At 67.7% G+C, this 18,457-nt stretch carries 15 protein-coding genes; 5 read left to right on the top strand and 10 right to left on the bottom strand.

The genetic code is table 11. The annotated features are described in order from the left end of the window. Nucleotides 1-19: 19 nt before the first annotated feature. The 6 genes from DN412_RS22725 to def all read right to left on the bottom strand — a co-directional run bounded on the left by DN412_RS22725 (nucleotide 20) and on the right by def (nucleotide 7,659). Nucleotides 20-2,452, bottom strand: coding sequence for a sensor histidine kinase (locus tag DN412_RS22725; protein ID WP_115213647.1), 2,433 nt, complete (start codon nucleotides 2,450-2,452; stop codon nucleotides 20-22). Beyond that, nucleotides 2,449-3,321 carry a DUF4390 domain-containing protein gene (locus DN412_RS22720; protein ID WP_115213646.1) on the bottom strand — a complete coding sequence of 291 codons (873 nt, stop codon included), beginning with the start codon at nucleotides 3,319-3,321 and terminating at the stop codon, nucleotides 2,449-2,451. The genes DN412_RS22725 and DN412_RS22720 overlap by 4 nt, the downstream gene beginning before the upstream one ends. 9 nt (nucleotides 3,322-3,330) lie before the next feature. Beyond that, the gene (gene rsmB / locus DN412_RS22715) at nucleotides 3,331-4,761 is read right to left on the bottom strand and encodes a 16S rRNA (cytosine(967)-C(5))-methyltransferase RsmB (protein ID WP_115213645.1); all 1,431 of its coding nucleotides are present in this window, start codon (nucleotides 4,759-4,761) and stop codon (nucleotides 3,331-3,333) included. A 163-nt stretch (nucleotides 4,762-4,924) separates the two neighbouring features. Continuing rightward, entirely contained in the window at nucleotides 4,925-5,785 is an 861-nt protein-coding gene (gene htpX / locus DN412_RS22710) for a zinc metalloprotease HtpX (protein WP_115213644.1), read from the bottom strand. 187 nt (nucleotides 5,786-5,972) lie between these two features. Beyond that, complete coding sequence (gene fmt, locus DN412_RS22705) at nucleotides 5,973-6,986, bottom strand: methionyl-tRNA formyltransferase (RefSeq protein ID WP_115213643.1); 1,014 nt, start codon at nucleotides 6,984-6,986, stop codon at nucleotides 5,973-5,975. Nucleotides 6,987-7,152: 166 nt separating this feature from the next. Then, complete coding sequence (gene def / locus DN412_RS22700; RefSeq protein WP_115213642.1) at nucleotides 7,153-7,659, bottom strand: peptide deformylase; 507 nt, start codon at nucleotides 7,657-7,659, stop codon at nucleotides 7,153-7,155. A 160-nt stretch (nucleotides 7,660-7,819) separates the two neighbouring features. Between def and DN412_RS22695 the strand changes: the two genes are divergently transcribed. From DN412_RS22695 to DN412_RS22680, 4 genes are all read left to right on the top strand, one after another. After that, nucleotides 7,820-9,004, top strand: a complete 1,185-nt coding sequence (locus DN412_RS22695; protein WP_115213641.1) for a LysM peptidoglycan-binding domain-containing protein — start codon at nucleotides 7,820-7,822, stop codon at nucleotides 9,002-9,004. A gap of 7 nt (nucleotides 9,005-9,011) precedes the next feature. After that, complete coding sequence (gene dprA / locus DN412_RS22690) at nucleotides 9,012-10,226, top strand: DNA-processing protein DprA (protein ID WP_115213640.1); 1,215 nt, start codon at nucleotides 9,012-9,014, stop codon at nucleotides 10,224-10,226. Between the two features lie 87 nt (nucleotides 10,227-10,313). Next, nucleotides 10,314-10,718 carry a thioredoxin family protein gene (locus DN412_RS22685; protein WP_078198344.1) on the top strand — a complete coding sequence of 135 codons (405 nt, stop codon included), beginning with the start codon at nucleotides 10,314-10,316 and terminating at the stop codon, nucleotides 10,716-10,718. Between the two features lie 147 nt (nucleotides 10,719-10,865). Continuing rightward, a complete protein-coding gene (locus DN412_RS22680) occupies nucleotides 10,866-13,544 on the top strand; it encodes a DNA topoisomerase III (RefSeq protein WP_115213639.1) in 2,679 nt (892 codons plus the stop codon). 95 nt (nucleotides 13,545-13,639) lie between these two features. Here the strand turns inward: DN412_RS22680 and DN412_RS22675 are convergent, their stop codons facing one another. Next, nucleotides 13,640-14,587: a LysR family transcriptional regulator gene (locus DN412_RS22675; RefSeq protein ID WP_115213638.1), complete on the bottom strand. Its 948-nt coding sequence runs from the start codon at nucleotides 14,585-14,587 to the stop codon at nucleotides 13,640-13,642. A 201-nt stretch (nucleotides 14,588-14,788) separates the two neighbouring features. On the opposite strand from DN412_RS22675, the gene DN412_RS22670 reads away from it, so the two are divergent. Then, entirely contained in the window at nucleotides 14,789-15,043 is a 255-nt protein-coding gene (locus DN412_RS22670) for a hypothetical protein (protein WP_115213637.1), read from the top strand. Between the two features lie 286 nt (nucleotides 15,044-15,329). On the opposite strand, the gene DN412_RS22665 is transcribed toward DN412_RS22670, so the two are convergent. From DN412_RS22665 to DN412_RS22655, 3 genes are all read right to left on the bottom strand, one after another. Beyond that, a complete protein-coding gene (locus DN412_RS22665; RefSeq protein ID WP_115213636.1) occupies nucleotides 15,330-15,776 on the bottom strand; it encodes a hypothetical protein in 447 nt (148 codons plus the stop codon). 208 nt (nucleotides 15,777-15,984) lie between these two features. Then, the gene (locus tag DN412_RS22660; RefSeq protein WP_012354346.1) at nucleotides 15,985-16,179 is read right to left on the bottom strand and encodes a YbdD/YjiX family protein; all 195 of its coding nucleotides are present in this window, start codon (nucleotides 16,177-16,179) and stop codon (nucleotides 15,985-15,987) included. Nucleotides 16,180-16,193: 14 nt separating this feature from the next. Continuing rightward, the gene (locus DN412_RS22655) at nucleotides 16,194-18,266 is read right to left on the bottom strand and encodes a carbon starvation CstA family protein (protein ID WP_115213635.1); all 2,073 of its coding nucleotides are present in this window, start codon (nucleotides 18,264-18,266) and stop codon (nucleotides 16,194-16,196) included. Between the last annotated feature and the right edge of the window lie 191 nt (nucleotides 18,267-18,457).

Here is an 18,457-nt window from a genome sequence, read left to right as displayed (position 1 = left end):
GACCGGACGCCATTGTTGACTATGTCAGCTTAACGAACAGGATCGAGATCTGTGCACCGACGACCTCCGCACCTTCCATGCGATTGCGCAACTCGATACGCGCGCCGTGTTCGTCAATGATCTTCTTTACCATCGCGAGCCCCAGACCCGTGCCCTTGGCTTTCGTCGTCACGTAAGGCTCGAATGCACGGCTCAGGATCCTTGGTGCAAAACCGGGACCATTGTCCGCAATGGTGAGCTTGACGGCCTGCCGGTTCTCGCCGGCAGAATCTTTGTATTCTACAGTCTCGGTGTGCAGAGTGATATGGGGCGCGGCCCTACCGGCCGCGACGTTCTCCGCGGCGGCGTCCTGCGCGTTCTGCAGCAGGTTGTGGATGACCTGGCGCAGTTGCGTGGGATCGCCCTTGATCTCGTGCAGCGCGGTGCCCAGCGCCGGATGGATCACCGGGTGCTCGTGCACCGCGGGATCGTCGATGCCGTACAGGTGCAGCACCTCAGCCACCAGGCTGTTGAGCTGCAGCGATTGCAGCACCGCGGGCGGCGTGCGCGCGTAGTCGCGGAAGTCATCGACCATGCGCTTCATCGCGGCCACCTGGTTGACGATGGTGGCGGCGCCGCGCTTGAGCACATCGGCATCGGTGCCTTCGAGCTTGGGCGAGAGCTTCATCTGCAGGCGCTCGGCCGAGAGCTGGATCGGCGTGAGCGGGTTCTTGATCTCGTGCGCAAGGCGCCGTGCCACCTCGCCCCACGCCACCGAGCGTTGAGCGGAAATCACATCGGAAATATCGTCGAAGACGATCACATAACCGGGCTCGTCGCGCTCGCCGCCGGGCAGGCGCGCGCCGCGCACCAGCAGTGTGAGCGGCTGTTCCTCGCCCTGCGGCAGTTCGATCTGCTTCTGCCAGTGCTCGGCGCCGCCCAGCACCTCGCTGGTGTTCTGGTCCGAGAAGGCCTGGCGCACGATCTCGCCGAACGGCCCCATGCCAGGGATCTGTTCCACCGGCAGGCCCATCACCGCGCCAAACGGCTGGCGGAAAATGCGCTGCGCGCCGGGGTTGGCGGTGATCAGCACGAAGCGGCGGTCGAACACCAGCACGCCGGCGGTCAGGTTCTGCAGCACGCTTTCCAGGTAGGCCTTCGATTGCTCCAGCGCGGTGCGATTCTCCTCCACCGCCAGGCGCGCCTCGGCCAGCTGGCGCGTCATCTGGTTGAACTGCTGCGTGAGCATGCCCAGCTCGTCGCGGCTCTTCAGTTCGCGCTTGGGCGAGAGGTCACCCTCGGCCACTTCCTTGGTTCCCTGCAGCAGCATCAGCAGCGGCCGTGCCAGCTGTCCGCCGAGCAGGAGCGCCAGCATCACCGCGATGAACACGGCCAGAAACAGCGTCAGCGTCAGCGTGCCGATATACATCTTGCGCAGGCCGGTGCGGCCCAGCGCCTTCTCCTGGTATTCCTGGTATGCGCGCTGGACCTCGTCGGCGTTGCGCGCCAGCACGGCCGGCACCGGGTTCAGCACCTGCAGGTATCGCTCTTCGCGCATGGTCTCGCCGACCAGGCCGAAGCCGCTTGACGGCGAGTCTTCCGGGCGCCGCTCCACGGACAGGCCAGAGCCGGCCCAGCGCGGCGGCTTAGCCAGTGCGCGCGCCGCGCCGGTGCCGGCCGCCCCATCCTGCGCCGAGGCAGGTGTCGAGCCCAGCGGAATGATCACGCGCAGCCGGTACAGGTGGCTGCTGTCGACACGCTCCGGACCCGGGCTGGCGTCGCCCGACGGATCCGTGCCGCCCTCCACGGCCGCGTAGCCGCCGGCCAGGCGTGCCTGTTCGGCCAGCACGCCGGAAGGCAGGTCCGGCACCAGCGACGCATAGTTGCTGGACGCCGTAGCCAGCACGCGGCCGCTGCCGGTGAAGATGGCGGCTTCCTGCACGCCGTATTGCTCGCGCAGCCGGTTCAGCTGCAGCGAGGTGGCCACGCCGGAGGCGCCGGCAAGCTGCTCGGACATCAGGCGCGCCTTGGTCTGCAGGTCGGCGAGCGAGCTGTCGATGGTGGAGCGGCCCAGGTTCAGGCCGGCCTCGAGCGCGGTTTCCACGCGCACGTCGAACCAGGACTCGATGCTGCGCGAGACGAACTGCAGCGACACCAGGTAGATCAGCACGCCGGGCAGCACGCCCACCACGCCGAAGAACACGGCAAGCTTGGTCATCAGCCGCGTGCCGAACTTGCCGCGGCGATAGCGCAGCCACAGCGTCAGCGCCAGCGCGCCTACGATCAGCACCAGCAGGGCGCCGATCACCAGGTTCACCTTGAACAGCAGCGTGAAATAGCGATCGAAGAATTCGGTGTTGGCAGAGGCACCGGCCAACAGGCCCACCAGCACCAGCGCCAGGAAGACGATGATCCCGGCCACGACGCGGTACAGCACGCGCCGGAACCGGCTGTCCCACAGCGAGTTGTTCATGGCTGGCTCGATGCGGGCTGCACCAGCAGTGCGGGCGACAGCCCGTACGACACGGTCTGCATGGTCAGGCCGCGTTGGTCAATGGCCGCGGCAGGCGCCGACGCAGGTGCAGGTGCGGGTACGGCGGGCGAGGCCGGCAGCGACGGCAACGGCGCGGATGGCGGCAGTGGTGCGGGCGGCGGGGGTGGCGGCGGCGCGTTCAGGTCCGTCGGCACCGTATAGACAAAGCGCCGCCAGTCGGAGGCCAGGTTCCATTCGCGCGTGTTGACGGCGTTGATCTGGAACGGCTTGGGCAGTTGCGAAAGGTCCAGCCGCATACGCACTTCCGCGTGGTAGCTTTCGCCCGGCTTGACCGCGTTGCGCTCGAACACGCGCCAGCCGCGCACGCGCTGGATAAATTGCAGCGCGCTCTTCAGGCGCGTGAACGGCAGTTGCAGGCCGCCGGTGGAGACACGGTACTGGCGCGTCAGCGGCTGGTACGACAGGCGCACGCTGCGGCTGGTGTTGACCGGCTTGTCGTCGAACCAGTACCAGCGCGAGCGCGAGAGCTGGAAGTCGACCGCGAAATAGAGGGAGATGCCCTTGTGCAACGCGTCTTCCAGCACGGGCGGCAGGTCGAAGTCAAAGCTGGCGGCAAGTTCGAAGCCGCCGTCCTGGTACTCGATGCGGGCTTCGGTGGCCTCGATGACCTGCGCGCGCGCGGCTAAGGGCAGCCACAGCACGGCTGCGAGCGTCAGCACCAGCGCGAGCGACCAGCGCGCCAGCATGCTGCGCGTGTCCGCGATGGTGTCCACGAGGGTGGACACCCGGGTGCCCACGCTGGTATCCACATTCACGCGGAAGTCTGACAGGCGCGGCGTGCTCAGCATCGGATCAGATCAGGCGCGTTTCTGGAAGCGGGCGTAGAAGAAGCCATCGTGATCCGATGGCAGGCTGGTGCCGCTGGTGCCGGCAAGGGCGTCCTTGTCACCGTCTGCGCCGGCGGCTTGCGTTGCTTGGGTGCCGGGCAGCAGCTGCCCCGGCGCCTGCAATCGTATCGCATCTGCCAGCTGTGCACCAAACCAGCGCGCCTGCTCCTCCCCTTCCGTTGGGAAAATAGAACAGGTGACATAGACCAGGATGCCGCCCGGCTTGAGCAGCGGCCACAGCTGCGAGACGATGCGGCGCTGCTCGGTGATGAGCTTGGCGATATCGGTCTCGCGGCGCAGCCAGCGGATATCGGGGTGGCGCCGCACGATGCCCGAGGCCGAGCACGGCACGTCGGCCAGGATGCGGTCGAAGGGCTGGCCGTCCCACCAGTCGGCGGGCCGGCTGGCATCGCCGACCACGATCCTGGCCTCAGTGCCCAGGCGCGCCAGGTTCTCGCCGATGCGGGTGGCGCGCTGCGGGTCGCTTTCCACCGCGGTGACGTCGATATCGGCCAGCTCCAGCAGGTGCCCGGTCTTGCCGCCGGGCGCGGCGCAGGCATCGAGCACGCGCATGCCGTCGGCCACTTCGAGCAGCGGCGCGGCCAGTTGCGCGCCGGCGTCCTGCACTGACACCACGCCTTCGGCAAAGCCCGGCAGCTGCGTCACCGGCACCGCGCGCACCAGGCGCACGGCCTGCGGGCCGACCACGTGGCCGGCCAGGCCGGCGTTGGCAAGGTCGGTCTGGTACTGCTGCACGGACACGCGCGCGGTGTTCACGCGCACCGTCATCGGCGGGCGCACGTTGGCGCTCGCGGCCAGCGCCATCCATTGGTCAGGGTAGGCTTCGCGCAGCATCTGCAGCCACCACGGCGGCAGGTTCCAGCGCGCCTGCTCGTCGCGGTTGACCTCGGCCAGCAGTGCCTTGCGTTCGCGCAGGAATCGGCGCAGCACTGCGTTGACCAGCCCGCGCGCGTGCGCAGTCTTGGGTTCGGAGGCGGCGGCGCTGACGGCCTGGTCGACCACCGTGAAGGTGCTGTAGCCCGGGCGGCCGGCGTCGGTATCCTGGCGCTCCTTGTCCGCGCTGTCCTGCCTGTCGCGCGGGCCCGGCGCGTGTTCCAGCAACAGCGCCAGCGCCACGGCCAGCAGCGAATCGACCTGCGCGCCTGGCGGACGCGTGACCAGCTTGGTCACCAGCGCGCGCGCGGTGCCGAACTGGCGCATGGTGCGGTAGGCGATGTCCTGCAGCGCGCCGCGCGTGGCGGCATCGCGCACACGGTCCAGCCGCAGTTGCGCGGCGGCGTCCTCGATCGCCTGGGGCAAGGCCGTGCCTTCGCTGACGGCGCGCACCGCGGTGGCGGCACCAAGCATCTGGAAGGCAAGCGAATCGGGAGGCAGGCGCATATCGGTCAGGCGGCGGATCAGGCAGCGGTTGAGTGGTGAATCGGTGTAAATCGACTTGAGTCGGCAGGCGGACCGGGAAAGCCATAGCAAAAAGCCCGCCGGTCCGTGCGGAACAGCGGGCAGTTTACCCTGTGCCGGGGCCTGACCCCGGATTTCCGGCAGTTCAGGCCGGATAGGTGCCGGTCTGGGCCATCTGCATCAGGCGCGCGATGCGCTCCTCGGTGGCCGGGTGGGTCGAGAACAGGTTGGCGATGCCGCCGCCCGAGAGCGGGTTCATGATCATCATCTGCGCCGTGGCCGGGTGTTCCTCGGCCGCCTGGAACGGGATGCCCTGGGCGTAGCGGTGGATCTTGTCCAGCGCGCTGGCCAGCGCCTGCGGGTCGCCGCTGATCTCGGCGCCGCCGCGGTCGGCTTCGAACTCGCGCGCGCGCGAAATCGCCATCTGGATCAGCGAGGCCGCCAGCGGCGCCAGGATCGCCACGGCGATGCTGGCGATCGGGTTGGTGCGGTTGCCGTGCTCGTCGCGCCCGCCGAAGAACATCGCCATATTGGCCAGCGCCGAGATCGCGCCGGCCATGGTGGCGGCGATGGTCGAGGTCAGGATGTCGCGGTGGCGCACGTGCGCCAGTTCATGCGCCATCACGCCGCGCAGCTCGCGCTCGGACAGTACCCGCAGGATGCCGGTGGTGGCCGCCACTGCGGCGTGCTCGGGGTTGCGGCCGGTGGCGAAGGCGTTGGGCGCGTCTTCGTTGATCAGGTAGACGCGCGGCATCGGCAGGCCGGCGCGCTGCGCCAGTTCCTGCACCATGCCGTAGAACTGCGGCGCGCTGCCGGCATCGACTTCCTGCGCGTTGTACATGCGCAGGACCATCTTGTCCGAGAACCAGTAGGAGAAGAAGTTCATGCCCAGCGCGATCAACAGCGCCATCATCATGCCGCTGCGCCCGCCGATCATGCCGCCGATGACGATAAACAGCGCCGTGATGGCCGCCATCAGCATGAAGGTCTTGACCCAGTTGAACATTGCGGTGATCTCCGTGTAATCGTGAGCAGCGTCCCGGGGAAAAGCTGACGCGATGACCGTTAGATAGGGGGTGATACCCGAAAATTCAACCGTTGTTCAACGGTTTCAGGGTGGCCGCGGCGCGCGGGACCCGGCCGGGCGCTGCCCCCGGCACTTATGCCGCCATGTGCGGCAAAGGCCTGTCCGATTATGCCTGCGCGGCGCCGTTGCCAGGGACCGCGCAGCGCGTGCCCGGCGGCAGCGGCAGGGCCTGCAGGAACTGCAGCGCCGGCTGGCGGCGCCCGCCCGGCTTCTGCAGCTCGGTGACCTGCAGCGCGCTGCCCTCGCCGCAGGCGATGAGGATGCCGGCCGCGTCGGCCGCCAGCACCGTGCCGGGCGGATGCGGCAGGCTGCCGGCGGCGGCCAGCGGCACGGCCTGCCAGCACTTGATCACGGTATCGCCGACCTGCACCGTCGCACCCGGGAAGGGATTGAACGCGCGCACCTGGCTGGCCAGCGCCGCGGCCGGGCGGCGCAGGTCCAGCGGGGCCTCGTCCTTGGCGATCTTCTCGGCGTAGGTGACGCCTTCGGCCGGCTGCGGCGTGGCGGCCAGCGTGCGGCCGGCGGCCAGCTCCTGCAGGGCTGCCACGATCATGCGCGCGCCCAGCGCGGCCAGGGTGTCGTGCAGCGTGCCGGTGGTGTCCTGCGGGCCGACCGGCACGGCTTCACGCGTGAGCATGTCGCCGGTGTCCAGGCCTTCGTCCATCTGCATCAGCGTGATGCCGGTCTCGGCATCGCCCGCTTCGATGGCGCGGTGGATCGGCGCCGCGCCGCGCCAGCGCGGCAGCAGCGAGCCGTGGATATTCAGGCAGCCCAGGCGCGGCAGGGTCAGCACTTCGGCCGGCAGGATCAGGCCATAGGCGGCGACCACCATCACATCGGGGGCGATGCCGGCCAGCGTTTCAATGGCCGCGGCGGCCTCTTCCGGATACTTGCCCTGGCGGCGCAGCGAGCGCGGCTGCAGCACCGGCGCAAGGCCGCTGGCGACGGCGAACTGCTTCACCGGGCTGGCCTGCAGCTGCATGCCGCGGCCGGCGGGACGGTCGGGCTGGGTCAGCACGGCCACCACCGGGAAACCGGCGGCGTGAATCGCTTCCAGCGCGATACGCGCGAATTCGGGCGTGCCGGCAAAGGCGACACGCAAGGGGCTGGCTTGGGACATGGCAGGTTCCGTGGCCTGAAACAGGACCGGCCGCTATAGCGGCCGGTACCTTTGTTCTTCGGAAGTCATAAAGATAACAGACCCCGCGCGGGTGCCGCGCGCAGGAGGCCGGATTCCGGCGGGCTGTTACATATTTGTGGCCGCTCTGGGTGCAGCCACTGGCGGCTCACATGCGGGTGCGTTCGCGCTTCTGCAGCCTGCTCTTGATGCGGTTGAGCTTGAGCGGCGACAGGTATTCGACAAAGACCTTGCCGCGCAGGTGATCGATCTCATGCTGGATGCAGACCGCCAGCAGGTCGTCGGCGTCGAGCTCGAAGCTCTCGCCCTTCTCGTTGAGCGCGCGCACGCGTACGCGGTCCGGGCGCTCGACCCGGTCGTAGACCTCGGGCACCGACAGGCAGCCCTCTTCCCACACCTTGCGGTTGTCGCTGGCCCAGACAATCTCCGGGTTGATAAAGACCTGGAGCTGGTCGCGCGTTTCCGAGACGTCGATCACCACCACCTGCTCGTGCACGTTGACCTGTGTCGCGGCCAGCCCGATGCCGGGCGCTTCGTACATGGTTTCAGCCATGTCCTTGACCAGCTGGCGGATGCGGTCGTCCACTGCCGCTACGGGTTTGGCGACGGTGTGCAGGCGGGGATCGGGGTAGGTCAGGATGTCGAGTTTTGCCATGATGCTAGGGCGCAACGCCGGCTGCTGCCTGCAACCGGGCCGCGTTGCGGCGGCGGATGTTTACATGCAGAATCGGGGCGCAAGTACAAAAATTCAAGGTGCGCCGCAACAGGCGCGCTCTCCCGGGTCAATCCGGCCGAACCACCGGCTGGTCAGGAAAATGCGCGATCTTACCAAAGAACACCAGGCGGCGTCGGGCCGCAGGCTGCACGCGTTCATCCCTAAGTCTGCTCATGCGTTGTTGCTGAGTGCCGCTGGCTTCACCGCCGCGGCCGCGCTTCCGGCCCTGGCCGCCGACCTGACGGTCACGCCGGCACAGCAGGCCGAAGCCCAGCGCATTGCCCAGCAGGGCATTCCCGTTTCAGACCTGTCTCCCAATGCGCCGTCGCAGTACACCGTGCGCAAGGGCGACACGCTGTGGGGGATCTCGGGCAATTTCCTGCGCCAGCCATGGCGCTGGCCCGAGCTGTGGGGCATGAACCGGCAACAGATCCGCAACCCGCACCTGATCTATCCGGGACAGATCCTGTACCTGATCCAGCGTGACGGCCGTGCCTGGCTGTCGACCACGCCGGGCGGCAGCGGCACGGTGCGCCTGTCGCCGCAGATGCGCGGCGGCGATGCCGACGGCGCCGCCATCCTGAGCATCGCTGCCGCCGATATCGAGCCCTTCCTGATCCGCCCGCTGGTGGTCGACCAGGATACGCTGGCCACCTCCGCGCGCATCGTCGCCGTGTCCGAGTCGCGCGTCATCCTGGGCCGCGACGACACCGGCTACGCGCGCGGCATCCCCGCCGACGCGCCGCAGGGCGGCGACTGGCAGGCATACCGCCCGGTCACCCCGGTGCGCGATCCCGTCACCAATTCCGTGCTCGGCTATGAGGCCGAATACGAAGGCAACGTGCGCCTGGCGCGCGGCGCGCAGGGCCCGGACGCGGTCTCCACGATGCAGGTCACGCAGGCCCGGCAGGAGATGGGCGTGGGCACGCTGCTGATGCCGCAGCCCGCGCGCGAAGCGCTGCGCTACGTGCCGCACGCACCCGATGCGCAGCTCGACGGCCGCATCGCCAAGGTCTATGGCGGGGTCGAGTTCGGCGGCGCCAGGCAGGTGGTGGTGCTCAACCTCGGCAGCCAGGCCGGGGTGGAACCGGGCCATGTGCTGGCGCTGTCGCGCACCGGCGAGACCGTGACGGACAAGACCGACAGCAACCGCGCCATCCGGCTGCCCGACGAGCGCTACGGCCTGGCCTTCGTCTTCCGCGTGTTCCCGGGGGTGTCGTATGCGCTGGTCACCGACGCCTCCAACGTGATCTCGGTCGGGGACCGCGCGAGCTCGCCGCGCTGAGCCGGTCTTGGCAAGCGCCGCTTCCCTTTGCCCTGCCGGCGCTGCCCGGCAGGCCGCCACGCGCGATCCCGACGACCTGAAGGCCTGGCTGCAGCTTGCCAGTGCCCCTGGGGTCGGCCCGGCCACGGCGCGCCTGCTGCTGGCCGCGTTCGGGCTGCCGCAGCAGGTCCTGGCGCAGAGCGTGGCCGCGCTGTCCTCGGTCGTACCCAAAAAGCACGCCCGCGCGGTGCTGGCCAGGCCCGGCGCCGGGCTGCCGGCACTGGTCGAGCGCACCCTCGCCTGGCTCGGCACGCCCGGCAACCACGTGGTCACGCTGGCGGACGACGCCTACCCCGCCCGCCTGTTCGACCTGCCCGATCCGCCGCCGCTGCTATATATCAAAGGCGATCCCGCGCTGCTGTCACGCCCCGCGGTGGCCATTGTCGGCGCGCGCGGCGCCACCGAGCAGGGCAAGCGCGATGCGCTGGCCTTCGGCCGCGCGCTGTCCGAGTCGGGCCTGGCGGTGATCTCGGGCCTGGCGCTGGGCGTCGATGCCGCTGCCCATGCCGGCGGCCTGCTGGGCTCCGGCGGCACGGTCGCTGTGACGGGTACGGGGCCTGACCGGGTCTACCCGGCCGAGAACCTGGCGCTGGCGCACGACGTGGCCGCGCGCGGCGCCATCGTCACCGAATTCCCGCTCGGCATGCCGGGCATGCCGGCCAACTTCCCGCGCCGCAACCGAATCATCGCCGCGCTGGCGCGCGGGGTGCTGGTGGTGGAGGCCGCGGCGCGTTCGGGCTCGCTGATCACGGCACGGCTGGCGGCCGACCTGGGGCGCGAGGTGTTCGCGGTCCCGGGCTCGATCCACGCGCCGCTGTCCAAGGGCTGCCATGTGTTGATCCGCCAGGGCGCAAAGCTGGTGGAGTGCATGGAGGACGTACTGGAAGAGATCAACCTGGGGCCCGGTCCGATGATTGGGCCGATGCCTGTGCCGGCGGGGGCGCCTGCCCGCTCTGCTGCCGCGACCCCCACTCCGGCCGCGCAGCCGGGCTCGGAGCTTTCTGACTTTGCGGACCGATCGGACCCCCTGTTGGCCGCACTCGGCTACGATCCGGTTACGCTGGACGCGTTATGCGAGCGCAGCGGCCAGCCCCCGGAAACCGCCGCGGCGCGCCTGCTGGAACTGGAACTGGCCGGGCACGCCGAGCGTCTACCGGGAAACCTGTTCCGGCGCCTTGGCTGATCCCGGCAGGGGGTCGCAGCGCAATACCTATACAATCGCCGGCTGTCCGTGTGCCGCGTGCCGCGGGCGCCTCATGATTCCGAACCCATGACCGTTTACTTTCCTGAACGTGATGCCGGCGCCATAGCCGGGTGCCTGGCGGCGCGGCCGCAGGGCCGCCTGGTGGCCTGCCTGTGCGCGCAGTGGTGCGGCACGTGCCGGGATTACCTGGTGGCGCTGACGGCGCTGGCCGCGCGCCATCCGGACGATTGCTTTGTCTGGATCGATATCGAGACGCATGCGGATGCGCTGGGCGATGTCGATATTGAGAATTTCCCGACGCTGCTGGTGCAGCCAGCCTCGGGTGGCACACCCCAGTTCTATGGCACCCTGCTGCCGCATATCGAGGTGCTGGAACGCATGCTGAGCCGCGGCGCGGCGATGCCGGCGAGCGCCGAAGACATACCGCAGGTGTTGGACTGGTTGCTCGCCGGGGGGAGCGACGGCGCCTAGGCGGCGTCGCGTGCGGCGGTGGGGCTTGCTTGCACCGCCGTCGAAACCGCGCTTATTATTGGCGCCTCATAGCCCCCCGGCGTTCTGATTACTTCGTTTGTAGTGCAATTCGCGGGTTGCCGGATGCAGCTCGCAAGGACCCTTCCCATGTCAAAAGCCCTCATCATCGCGGAAAAACCGTCGGTCGCGGCGGATATCGCCCGTGCCCTCGGGGGGTTTACCAAGCACGACGAGTATTTCGAGAGCGACGACTACGTGCTGTCCTCCGCCGTCGGCCACCTGGTCGAGATCGCCGCGCCGGACGAATACGAGGTCAAGCGCGGCAAGTGGAGCTTCGCCAACCTGCCGGTGATCCCGCCGCATTTCGACCTCCGTCCGATCGCCAAGACCGAGTCGCGCCTGAAGGTGCTGAACCGGCTGATCAAGCGCAAGGACGTCACCGCCCTGATCAACGCCTGTGACGCGGGGCGCGAGGGGGAACTGATCTTCCGCCTGATCGCGCAGCAGGCCAAGGCCAAGCAGCCGGTGCGCCGGCTGTGGCTGCAGTCGATGACGCAGCAGGCCATCCGCGACGGCTTTGCCAGCCTGCGCGAAGACGAAGACATGCTGCCGCTGGCCGACGCCGCGCGCTGCCGCTCCGAGGCCGACTGGCTGGTCGGCATCAACGGCACGCGCGCCATGACCGCCTTCAACAGCAAGGGCGGCGGCTTCTTCCTGACCACCGTGGGCCGCGTGCAGACGCCGACCCTGTCGATCGTGGTGGAGCGCGAAGAGAAGATCAAGCACTTCGTGCCGCGCGACTACTGGGAAGTGCACGCCGAGTTCATCGCCGCCGCTGGCCTGTACGCAGGCCGCTGGTTCGACCCCAAGTTCAAGAAGAACGAGTTCGATCCCGAGGCGCGCGAGTCGCGCCTGTGGAGCGAGGCCGAGGCCAAGAGCATCGTGGCCGCCTGCCGCGACAAGCCGGGCACCGTCACGGAAGAATCCAAGCCATCGACACAGCAGTCGCCGGCGCTGTTCGACCTGACCACGCTGCAGCGCGAGGCCAACTCGCGCTTCGGCTTCTCGGCCAAGAACACGCTGGGCCTGGCGCAGGCGCTGTATGAGAAGCACAAGGTCCTGACCTACCCGCGTACCGACGCGCGCGCGCTGCCCGAGGACTACCTGGACACGGTCAAGCAGACCATGGACATGCTGGCCGACAGTTCGCCCAACTACCTGCCGCACGCCAAGAAGATCCTGGCGCAGGGCTGGGTCAAGCCGAACAAGCGGATCTTCGACAACAGCAAGATCAGCGATCACTTCGCTATCATCCCGACGCTGCAGGCGCCCAAGAACCTGTCCGAACCCGAGCAGAAGCTGTACGACATGGTGGTGCGCCGCTTCCTGGCGGTGTTCTTCCCGGCGGCGGAGTTCCAGGTCACCACCCGCATCACGGAAGTCGCCGGCCACCACTTCAAGACGGAAGGCAAGGTGCTGGTCAACCCGGGCTGGCTGGTGATCTATGGCCGCGAGGCGCAGGGCGACAAGGATGCCGCCAACCTGGTGCCGGTGGCCAGGGACGAGAAGGTCAAGACCGACAAGGTCGAGGGCGTCGGCCTGACCACCAAGCCGCCCGCGCGCTACAACGAAGCCACGCTGCTTTCCGCCATGGAAGGCGCCGGCAAGCTGGTGGACGACGACGCGCTGCGTGAAGCCATGGCCGGCAAGGGCCTGGGCACGCCGGCGACGCGCGCGGCCATCATCGAAGGCCTGCTGACCGAGAAGTACCTGGTGCGCGAAGGCCGCGAGCTGATCCCCACCGCCAAGGCGTTCCAGCTGATGACGCTGCTGCGCGGCCTGGGCGTGCAGGAACTGACGCAGGCCGAGCTGACCGGCGAGTGGGAGCACAAGCTTTCGCAGATCGAGCGCGGGCGCCTCAAGCGTGACGAGTTCATGCTTGAGATCGCGCAGATGACGCAGCAGATCGTCAAGCGCGCCAAGGAATACGACAGCGACACCATCCCCGGCGACTACGCCACGCTGGACACGCCCTGCCCGCAGTGCGGCGCGCAGGTCAAGGAAAACTACCGCCGCTTTGCCTGCACCGCGTGCGAATTCTCGATCAGCAAGATCCCGGGCGGGCGCCAGTTCGAGATCGAAGAGGTCGAAGAGCTGCTGCTCAAGAAGGAAATCGGTCCGCTGCAGGGCTTCCGCAGCAAGATGGGCCGTCCGTTTGCCGCCATCCTGAAGCTGGGCAAGGACGACGAAGGCCATTACAAGATGGAATTCGACTTCGGCCAGAACGACGACGACAACGACGGCGAGCCGGTCGACTTCAGCGGTCAGGAGCCGGTCGGCACTTGCCCGAAGTGCGGCGGCTCGGTGTTCGAGCACGGCATGAAGTACGTCTGCGAGAACAGCACCACCAGCCCCAAGAGCTGCGACTTCACCACCGGCAAGATCATCCTGCAGCAGGAAATCAGCCGGGAGCAGATCGGCAAGCTGTTGAACGAAGGCAAGACCGACCTGCTGACCGGCTTCAAGTCGTCGCGCACCGGCCGCAACTTCAAGGCCTTCCTGGTCAAGCAGCCGGACGGCAAGATCGGCTTCGAGTTCGAGGTGCGCGAGCCCAAGGCGGGTGCCAAGACTGCGGCCAAGGCCCCGGCCAAGGCGGCATCGCGCGGCGCGGCCGGGGACGAGGCGGCTCCGGCAACCAAGACCGCAGCCAAGACCGCCGCCAAGACGCCGGCCACCAAGGCACCGGCAAAGAAGGCGGCGGCCAAGAAGGCCCCTGCCAAGACCGCGACGGCCAAGAAGTCGCGCGCGGCGGCGGCCGGCGAGTAAGCGCCAGCGCGTCACGGCAAAACGCCCGGCATCGCCGGGCGTTTTGCTTTGGGCCGTCCCTCAGGTAGGCCGCCTCAGGGCCTCAGGCGGGCAACTCAGGTGCGCACGGCTTGCGCGCCCTGGCCGGCGGCCGGCGCCGGCTGCACTTCCTTGCCCCGTACCTGCCCTTCTTCGAGCAGGAAGTCGATAAAGGCGCGCACCTTGGTCGGCAGGAATTTGCGGCTCGGGTAGACCACGCTGACATCGCGCCGCGGTAATTGGTATTGCGGCAGCACGTGCACCAGCTTGCCCGACTCGATATTGGGCCGTGCCAGGTAGGACGACAGCATGGCCACGCCCATGTCGGCCAGCGCCGCCTGGTGCGCCAGCTCGGCATTGCTGCACATCAGCCCGGGGCGGATCGGCACGGTCACCTCGCCCTCGGGGCCCAACAGCGTCCATTCGTGCTCGGAATTGGGCAAGCGCATGGCGATGCAGCGGTGGTGGCTCAGTTCGTGCGCATGGCGGATCGGCGCGTGCGCCGCCACGTACCCCGGCGACGCGCACAGGATTACCTCGGCCGACAGCAGCGGGCGCGCCACCAGGTGCGAGCCCAGGCCCAGGTCGGACAGCATCACGGCCACGTCGCGGCCTTCTTCGACGATATCGACGTTGCGGTCCGACAGGATCACGTCGAACACCACGTCCGGGTACAGCTGCTGGAAACGCGCCAGCAAGTCGGGCAGCAGGTGCAGGCCGAACATCACCGGGGTCACCAGGCGCAGCGTGCCGGACAGCGACTGGCTGCGCGCGGTGACCACGCTTTCAGCCTCCTCCACGTCCTCCAGGATTTGCTGGCAGCGCTGCAGGTAGGTCTCGCCGGCGTCGGTCAGCGACAGGCTGCGGGTGGTGCGGTTGAGCAGCCGCGTGCCGAGATGGCTCTCCAGGTCGGCCACGTAGCGCGTCACCACGGCGTTGGACATTTCCAGCTGCTGCGCTGCACGCGCGAAGCTTCCCAGTTCGACAACCTTGGAAAACACACGCATCGATTGCAGGCGATCCATGACACAGTCTCCCGGTTCTGCGCTGAATTCTTACGTAATCAGCCTATTTTATTGTTCGAATCAAAACTAATCATTGTGGATCCTGATATTTATTGATATGAGGGAAATGCCTAATATCTAGCCATTGGATGCCGCAATGCAACATAGTCCGTCGTCGGAGTGACGAATCAGGCATCTACGCAATAAAAGAAGGTCTGAATCATGAAATCCAATCGTTACGCCCTGATCGCTGTCGCCACCCTCGCCGCCGCCCTGTCGGCCGCACCGGCCTTTGCCAAGAACGGCAAGTTCGACGTGTATTCCGACGGCGCCAAGGTGGGCAAGTTTGACCCGTACACCGATGGTGCCAAGGCCGGCAGGTTCGATGCCTTCACCGATGGCGCCCGCGCCGGCAAGTTCGACACCTTCTCGGAAGGCGCCAAGTACGACACCACTACCGATCGCGCGCCCCTCTGAGGCCAGCTCGGGCCTGCCTTCCCCGGGCAGTCCGGCAGCGCGCGGTCCCGGGGCCACATCCTCCCCTTGGGTGGCCCCGCCTGCTTTAACCTGGTCTCCACAGGTCCTTGGGAGAGTGCTTCACAGCCCTCTCCGACTTTATTGGAGAAGAAGCCCGCACCGGTTCCGGTTGCGGGCTTCTTTGTTTCTGCAGCCGGCGGGTCCGCAACCATTGGCGATTGATTATGCCAGACGCCGCAAATGAAAAACGGGCCGTTAGGGCCCGTTCTTTCTGCTCAGCCGCGACTTAGTCGTCGTGGTGGTGGTGCTTGTGCTTCTTGTGCTTGTAGCCGCCCTTGTAATAGCCGCGGTCATCGTCGTACGAGTTGTTGCGCGAGACGTTGCCGCCCAGCGCCGCACCCGCGCCGCCGCCCAGGCCGGCGCCGATCAGGCCGCCGGTGCGGCCGCCCATCGCGTTGCCAGCCGCGGTGCCGGCACCGCCGCCCAGTGCGCCGCCGATGATGGCACCGGTGCGCTCGCGGCGGTTGGAGGTCACTGCGCCACCGGCGCCGCCGCCCACTGCACCACCGATCACTGCGCCGGTGCTGCCGCCCAGCGCGCCGCCTACTGCGGCACCGGCGACGCCGCCGAGAGCGCCGCCCAGGGCATTGTTCATGTCGCCCGCGACCGCCGGCAGCGCGCAGGCCGCCAGGGCAAGAGCAACGGTCAGGTTGCGAACGGGATGGCGAGTCATATCTTTTTTTCCTCTAATTGCCATGATGTGCCGCAAGTGTAGATAAGGAGCCGCGCCCTTGCTGTAACCACCTGTAAGGCCGTGTAATCCTCCACAGAAACGGTGTCCGTGCACGACAAAAGCGCGGCAAAAACGCAACACTCAATAAAAAGACAGGCGATCATGTGATCGCCTGTCTGCTTTGCGGCCGGCGCCGCTCAGGGTGTGCTCAGCAGCACTTGCCCTGCCCGCCGCCGTAGCGTGCCTCCTGGCGCTCGCGGAAGAATTCCTCGTAGCTCATCGGCGCGCGGTCCGGGTGAGTGCTTTCCATGTGCGCCACATAGGTCTGGTAGTCGGGCAAGCCGACCATCAGCCGCAGCGACTGCCCGAGATAGCGCCCCATCGTTCCGAGTTGTTCCAGCATGGCGGGCTCCTGCTTCAGGATTGTGCCGAGGCGGCCGCCGGCAGCGGCTCGAACGGCGTTTCGCTGTCGGTGCGGCGGCTGGCCGTGCGGGCCTGCAGCGCGGTCTTGAAGCCGTAGACCACGATCGACAGCACCACGAACATGAACAGCGCGCACAGGCCGGCGTCCAGGTAGTCGTTGAAGACGATGCGTTGCATCTGCTCGATCGACTTGGCCGGGGCCAGCACCTTGCCTTCGGCAATGGCGGCACTGAACTTCGAGGCATGGGTCAGGAAGCTGACCTTGGGATCGGCGTCGAACAGCTTCTGCCAGCCGGCGGTCAGCGTGCAGACCAGCAGCCAGATGGTCGGCAGCAGCGTGACCCAGGCGTACTGGCCGCGCTTCATCTTGACCAGCACGCAGGTGCTCAGCACCAGCGCCACGGCAGCCAGCATCTGGTTGGAGATGCCAAACAGCGGCCACAGCGTGTTGATGCCGCCCAGCGGGTCGACCACGCCCTGGTACAGGAAGTAGCCCCAGGCCGCCACGGTCAGTGCGGTGGCGATCAGGTTGGCCGGCAGCGAGTCGGTGCGCTTGAGCGAAGGCACGAAGCTGCCCAGCAGGTCCTGCAGCATGAAGCGGCCGGCGCGGGTGCCCGCATCGACGGCGGTCAGGATGAAGAGTGCCTCGAACAGGATGGCGAAGTGGTACCAGAACGCCATCATGGCCTGGCCGCCCACCACCTGGTGCAGGATGTGGGCGATGCCCACGGCCAGCGTCGGTGCGCCGCCGGCGCGCGAGATGATGGTGTTCTCGCCGACGTCCTTGGCGGTCTGGATCAGCACGTCGGGCGTGATCACGAAGCCCCAGGTCGAAACCACCTGCGCCACCGCGTCCGGCGTGGTGCCGATCACAGCAGCCGGGCTGTTCATGGCGAAGTACACGCCCGGCTCGATCACCGAAGCGGCCACCAGGGCCATGATGGCCACGAACGACTCGGCCAGCATCGCGCCGTAGCCGATGAAGCGCGCGTGCGATTCGTTTTCCAGCAGCTTGGGCGTGGTGCCCGACGAGATCAGCGCGTGGAAGCCCGAGACGGCGCCACAGGCGATGGTGATAAAGAGGAACGGGAATAGGTTGCCCGACCACACCGGCCCGCCGCCCTTGGCGAACTGCGTGAAAGCCGGCATCTTCAGTTCCGGCGCGACGATCAGGATGCCGATGGCCAGCGCGATGATGGTGCCGATCTTCAGGAAGGTCGACAGGTAGTCGCGCGGCGCCAGCAGCAGCCACACCGGCAGCACGGCGGCGATAAAGCCGTAGATGATCAGCATCCAGGTCAGGGCCTTGCCGTCATACGTGAACAGCGGCGCCAGCACGGCGCTCTCATGCACGTACTGGCCGCCGATGATGGCCAGCATCAGCAGCACGAAGCCGATCACCGACACCTCGCCGATGCGGCCCGGACGGATGTAGCGCGTGTAGATGCCCATGAACAGCGCGATCGGAATCGTCACCGCCACCGTGAAGGTTCCCCACGGCGAGCCGGCCAGCGCCTTCACCACGATCAGCGCCAGCACCGCCAGGATGATGATCATGATCATGAAGCAGCCGAACAGCGCGATCATGCCCGGCACCGTGCCCATCTCCGACTTGACCAGGTCGCCCAGCGAGCGGCCGTCGCGGCGCGTGGAGATGAACAGCACCATGAAGTCCTGCACCGCGCCGGCGAACACCACCCCGGCCAGGATCCACAGCATGCCCGGCATATATCCCATCTGCGCGGCCAGCACGGGGCCGACCAGCGGGCCGGCGCCGGCGATGGCGGCGAAGTGGTGGCCGAACAGCACCGCCTTGTTGGTGGGCACGTAGTCCAGGCCGTCGTTATGGCGCCAGGCCGGGGTCATGCGCTTGGGGTCGAGCTGCATCACCTTGTCGGCGATAAAGCGGCTGTAGTAGCGGTAGGCGATCAGGTAGATGCAGAGCGCGGCAACCACGATCCATAGCGCGCTGACGGCCTCGCCGCGCGCCAGCGCGACGGTGCCGAAGGCAAACGCGCCAAGGATGGCGACGGCCAGCCACACCAGGTGTTCTCCGATGCGATTCATAGTGAAGGTCTCCTCAGACCGGGATATGGATAGCCTGCGGCGGCGAAGGACTGGTAACAGGCAACTGGCAGGATCGGCAGCGGAGGTGCGCCGAGGGCGGGCAGCGGGGGCAATCCGGCGGTGAGGCTGTCTCCTGGGGATGCTGCTGCGCGCCCGGTTGTGTCGTCGTTTCCGGATCTCGTCTTGCAGGC

Origin of the sequence: Cupriavidus lacunae (genome assembly GCF_003353055.1) — a bacterium.
GTDB classification, from domain to species: Bacteria; Pseudomonadota; Gammaproteobacteria; order Burkholderiales; family Burkholderiaceae; genus Cupriavidus; species Cupriavidus lacunae.
Note: the sequence above shows the minus strand (reverse complement) of the source record. Positions and strands in the feature narration are given on the sequence as shown.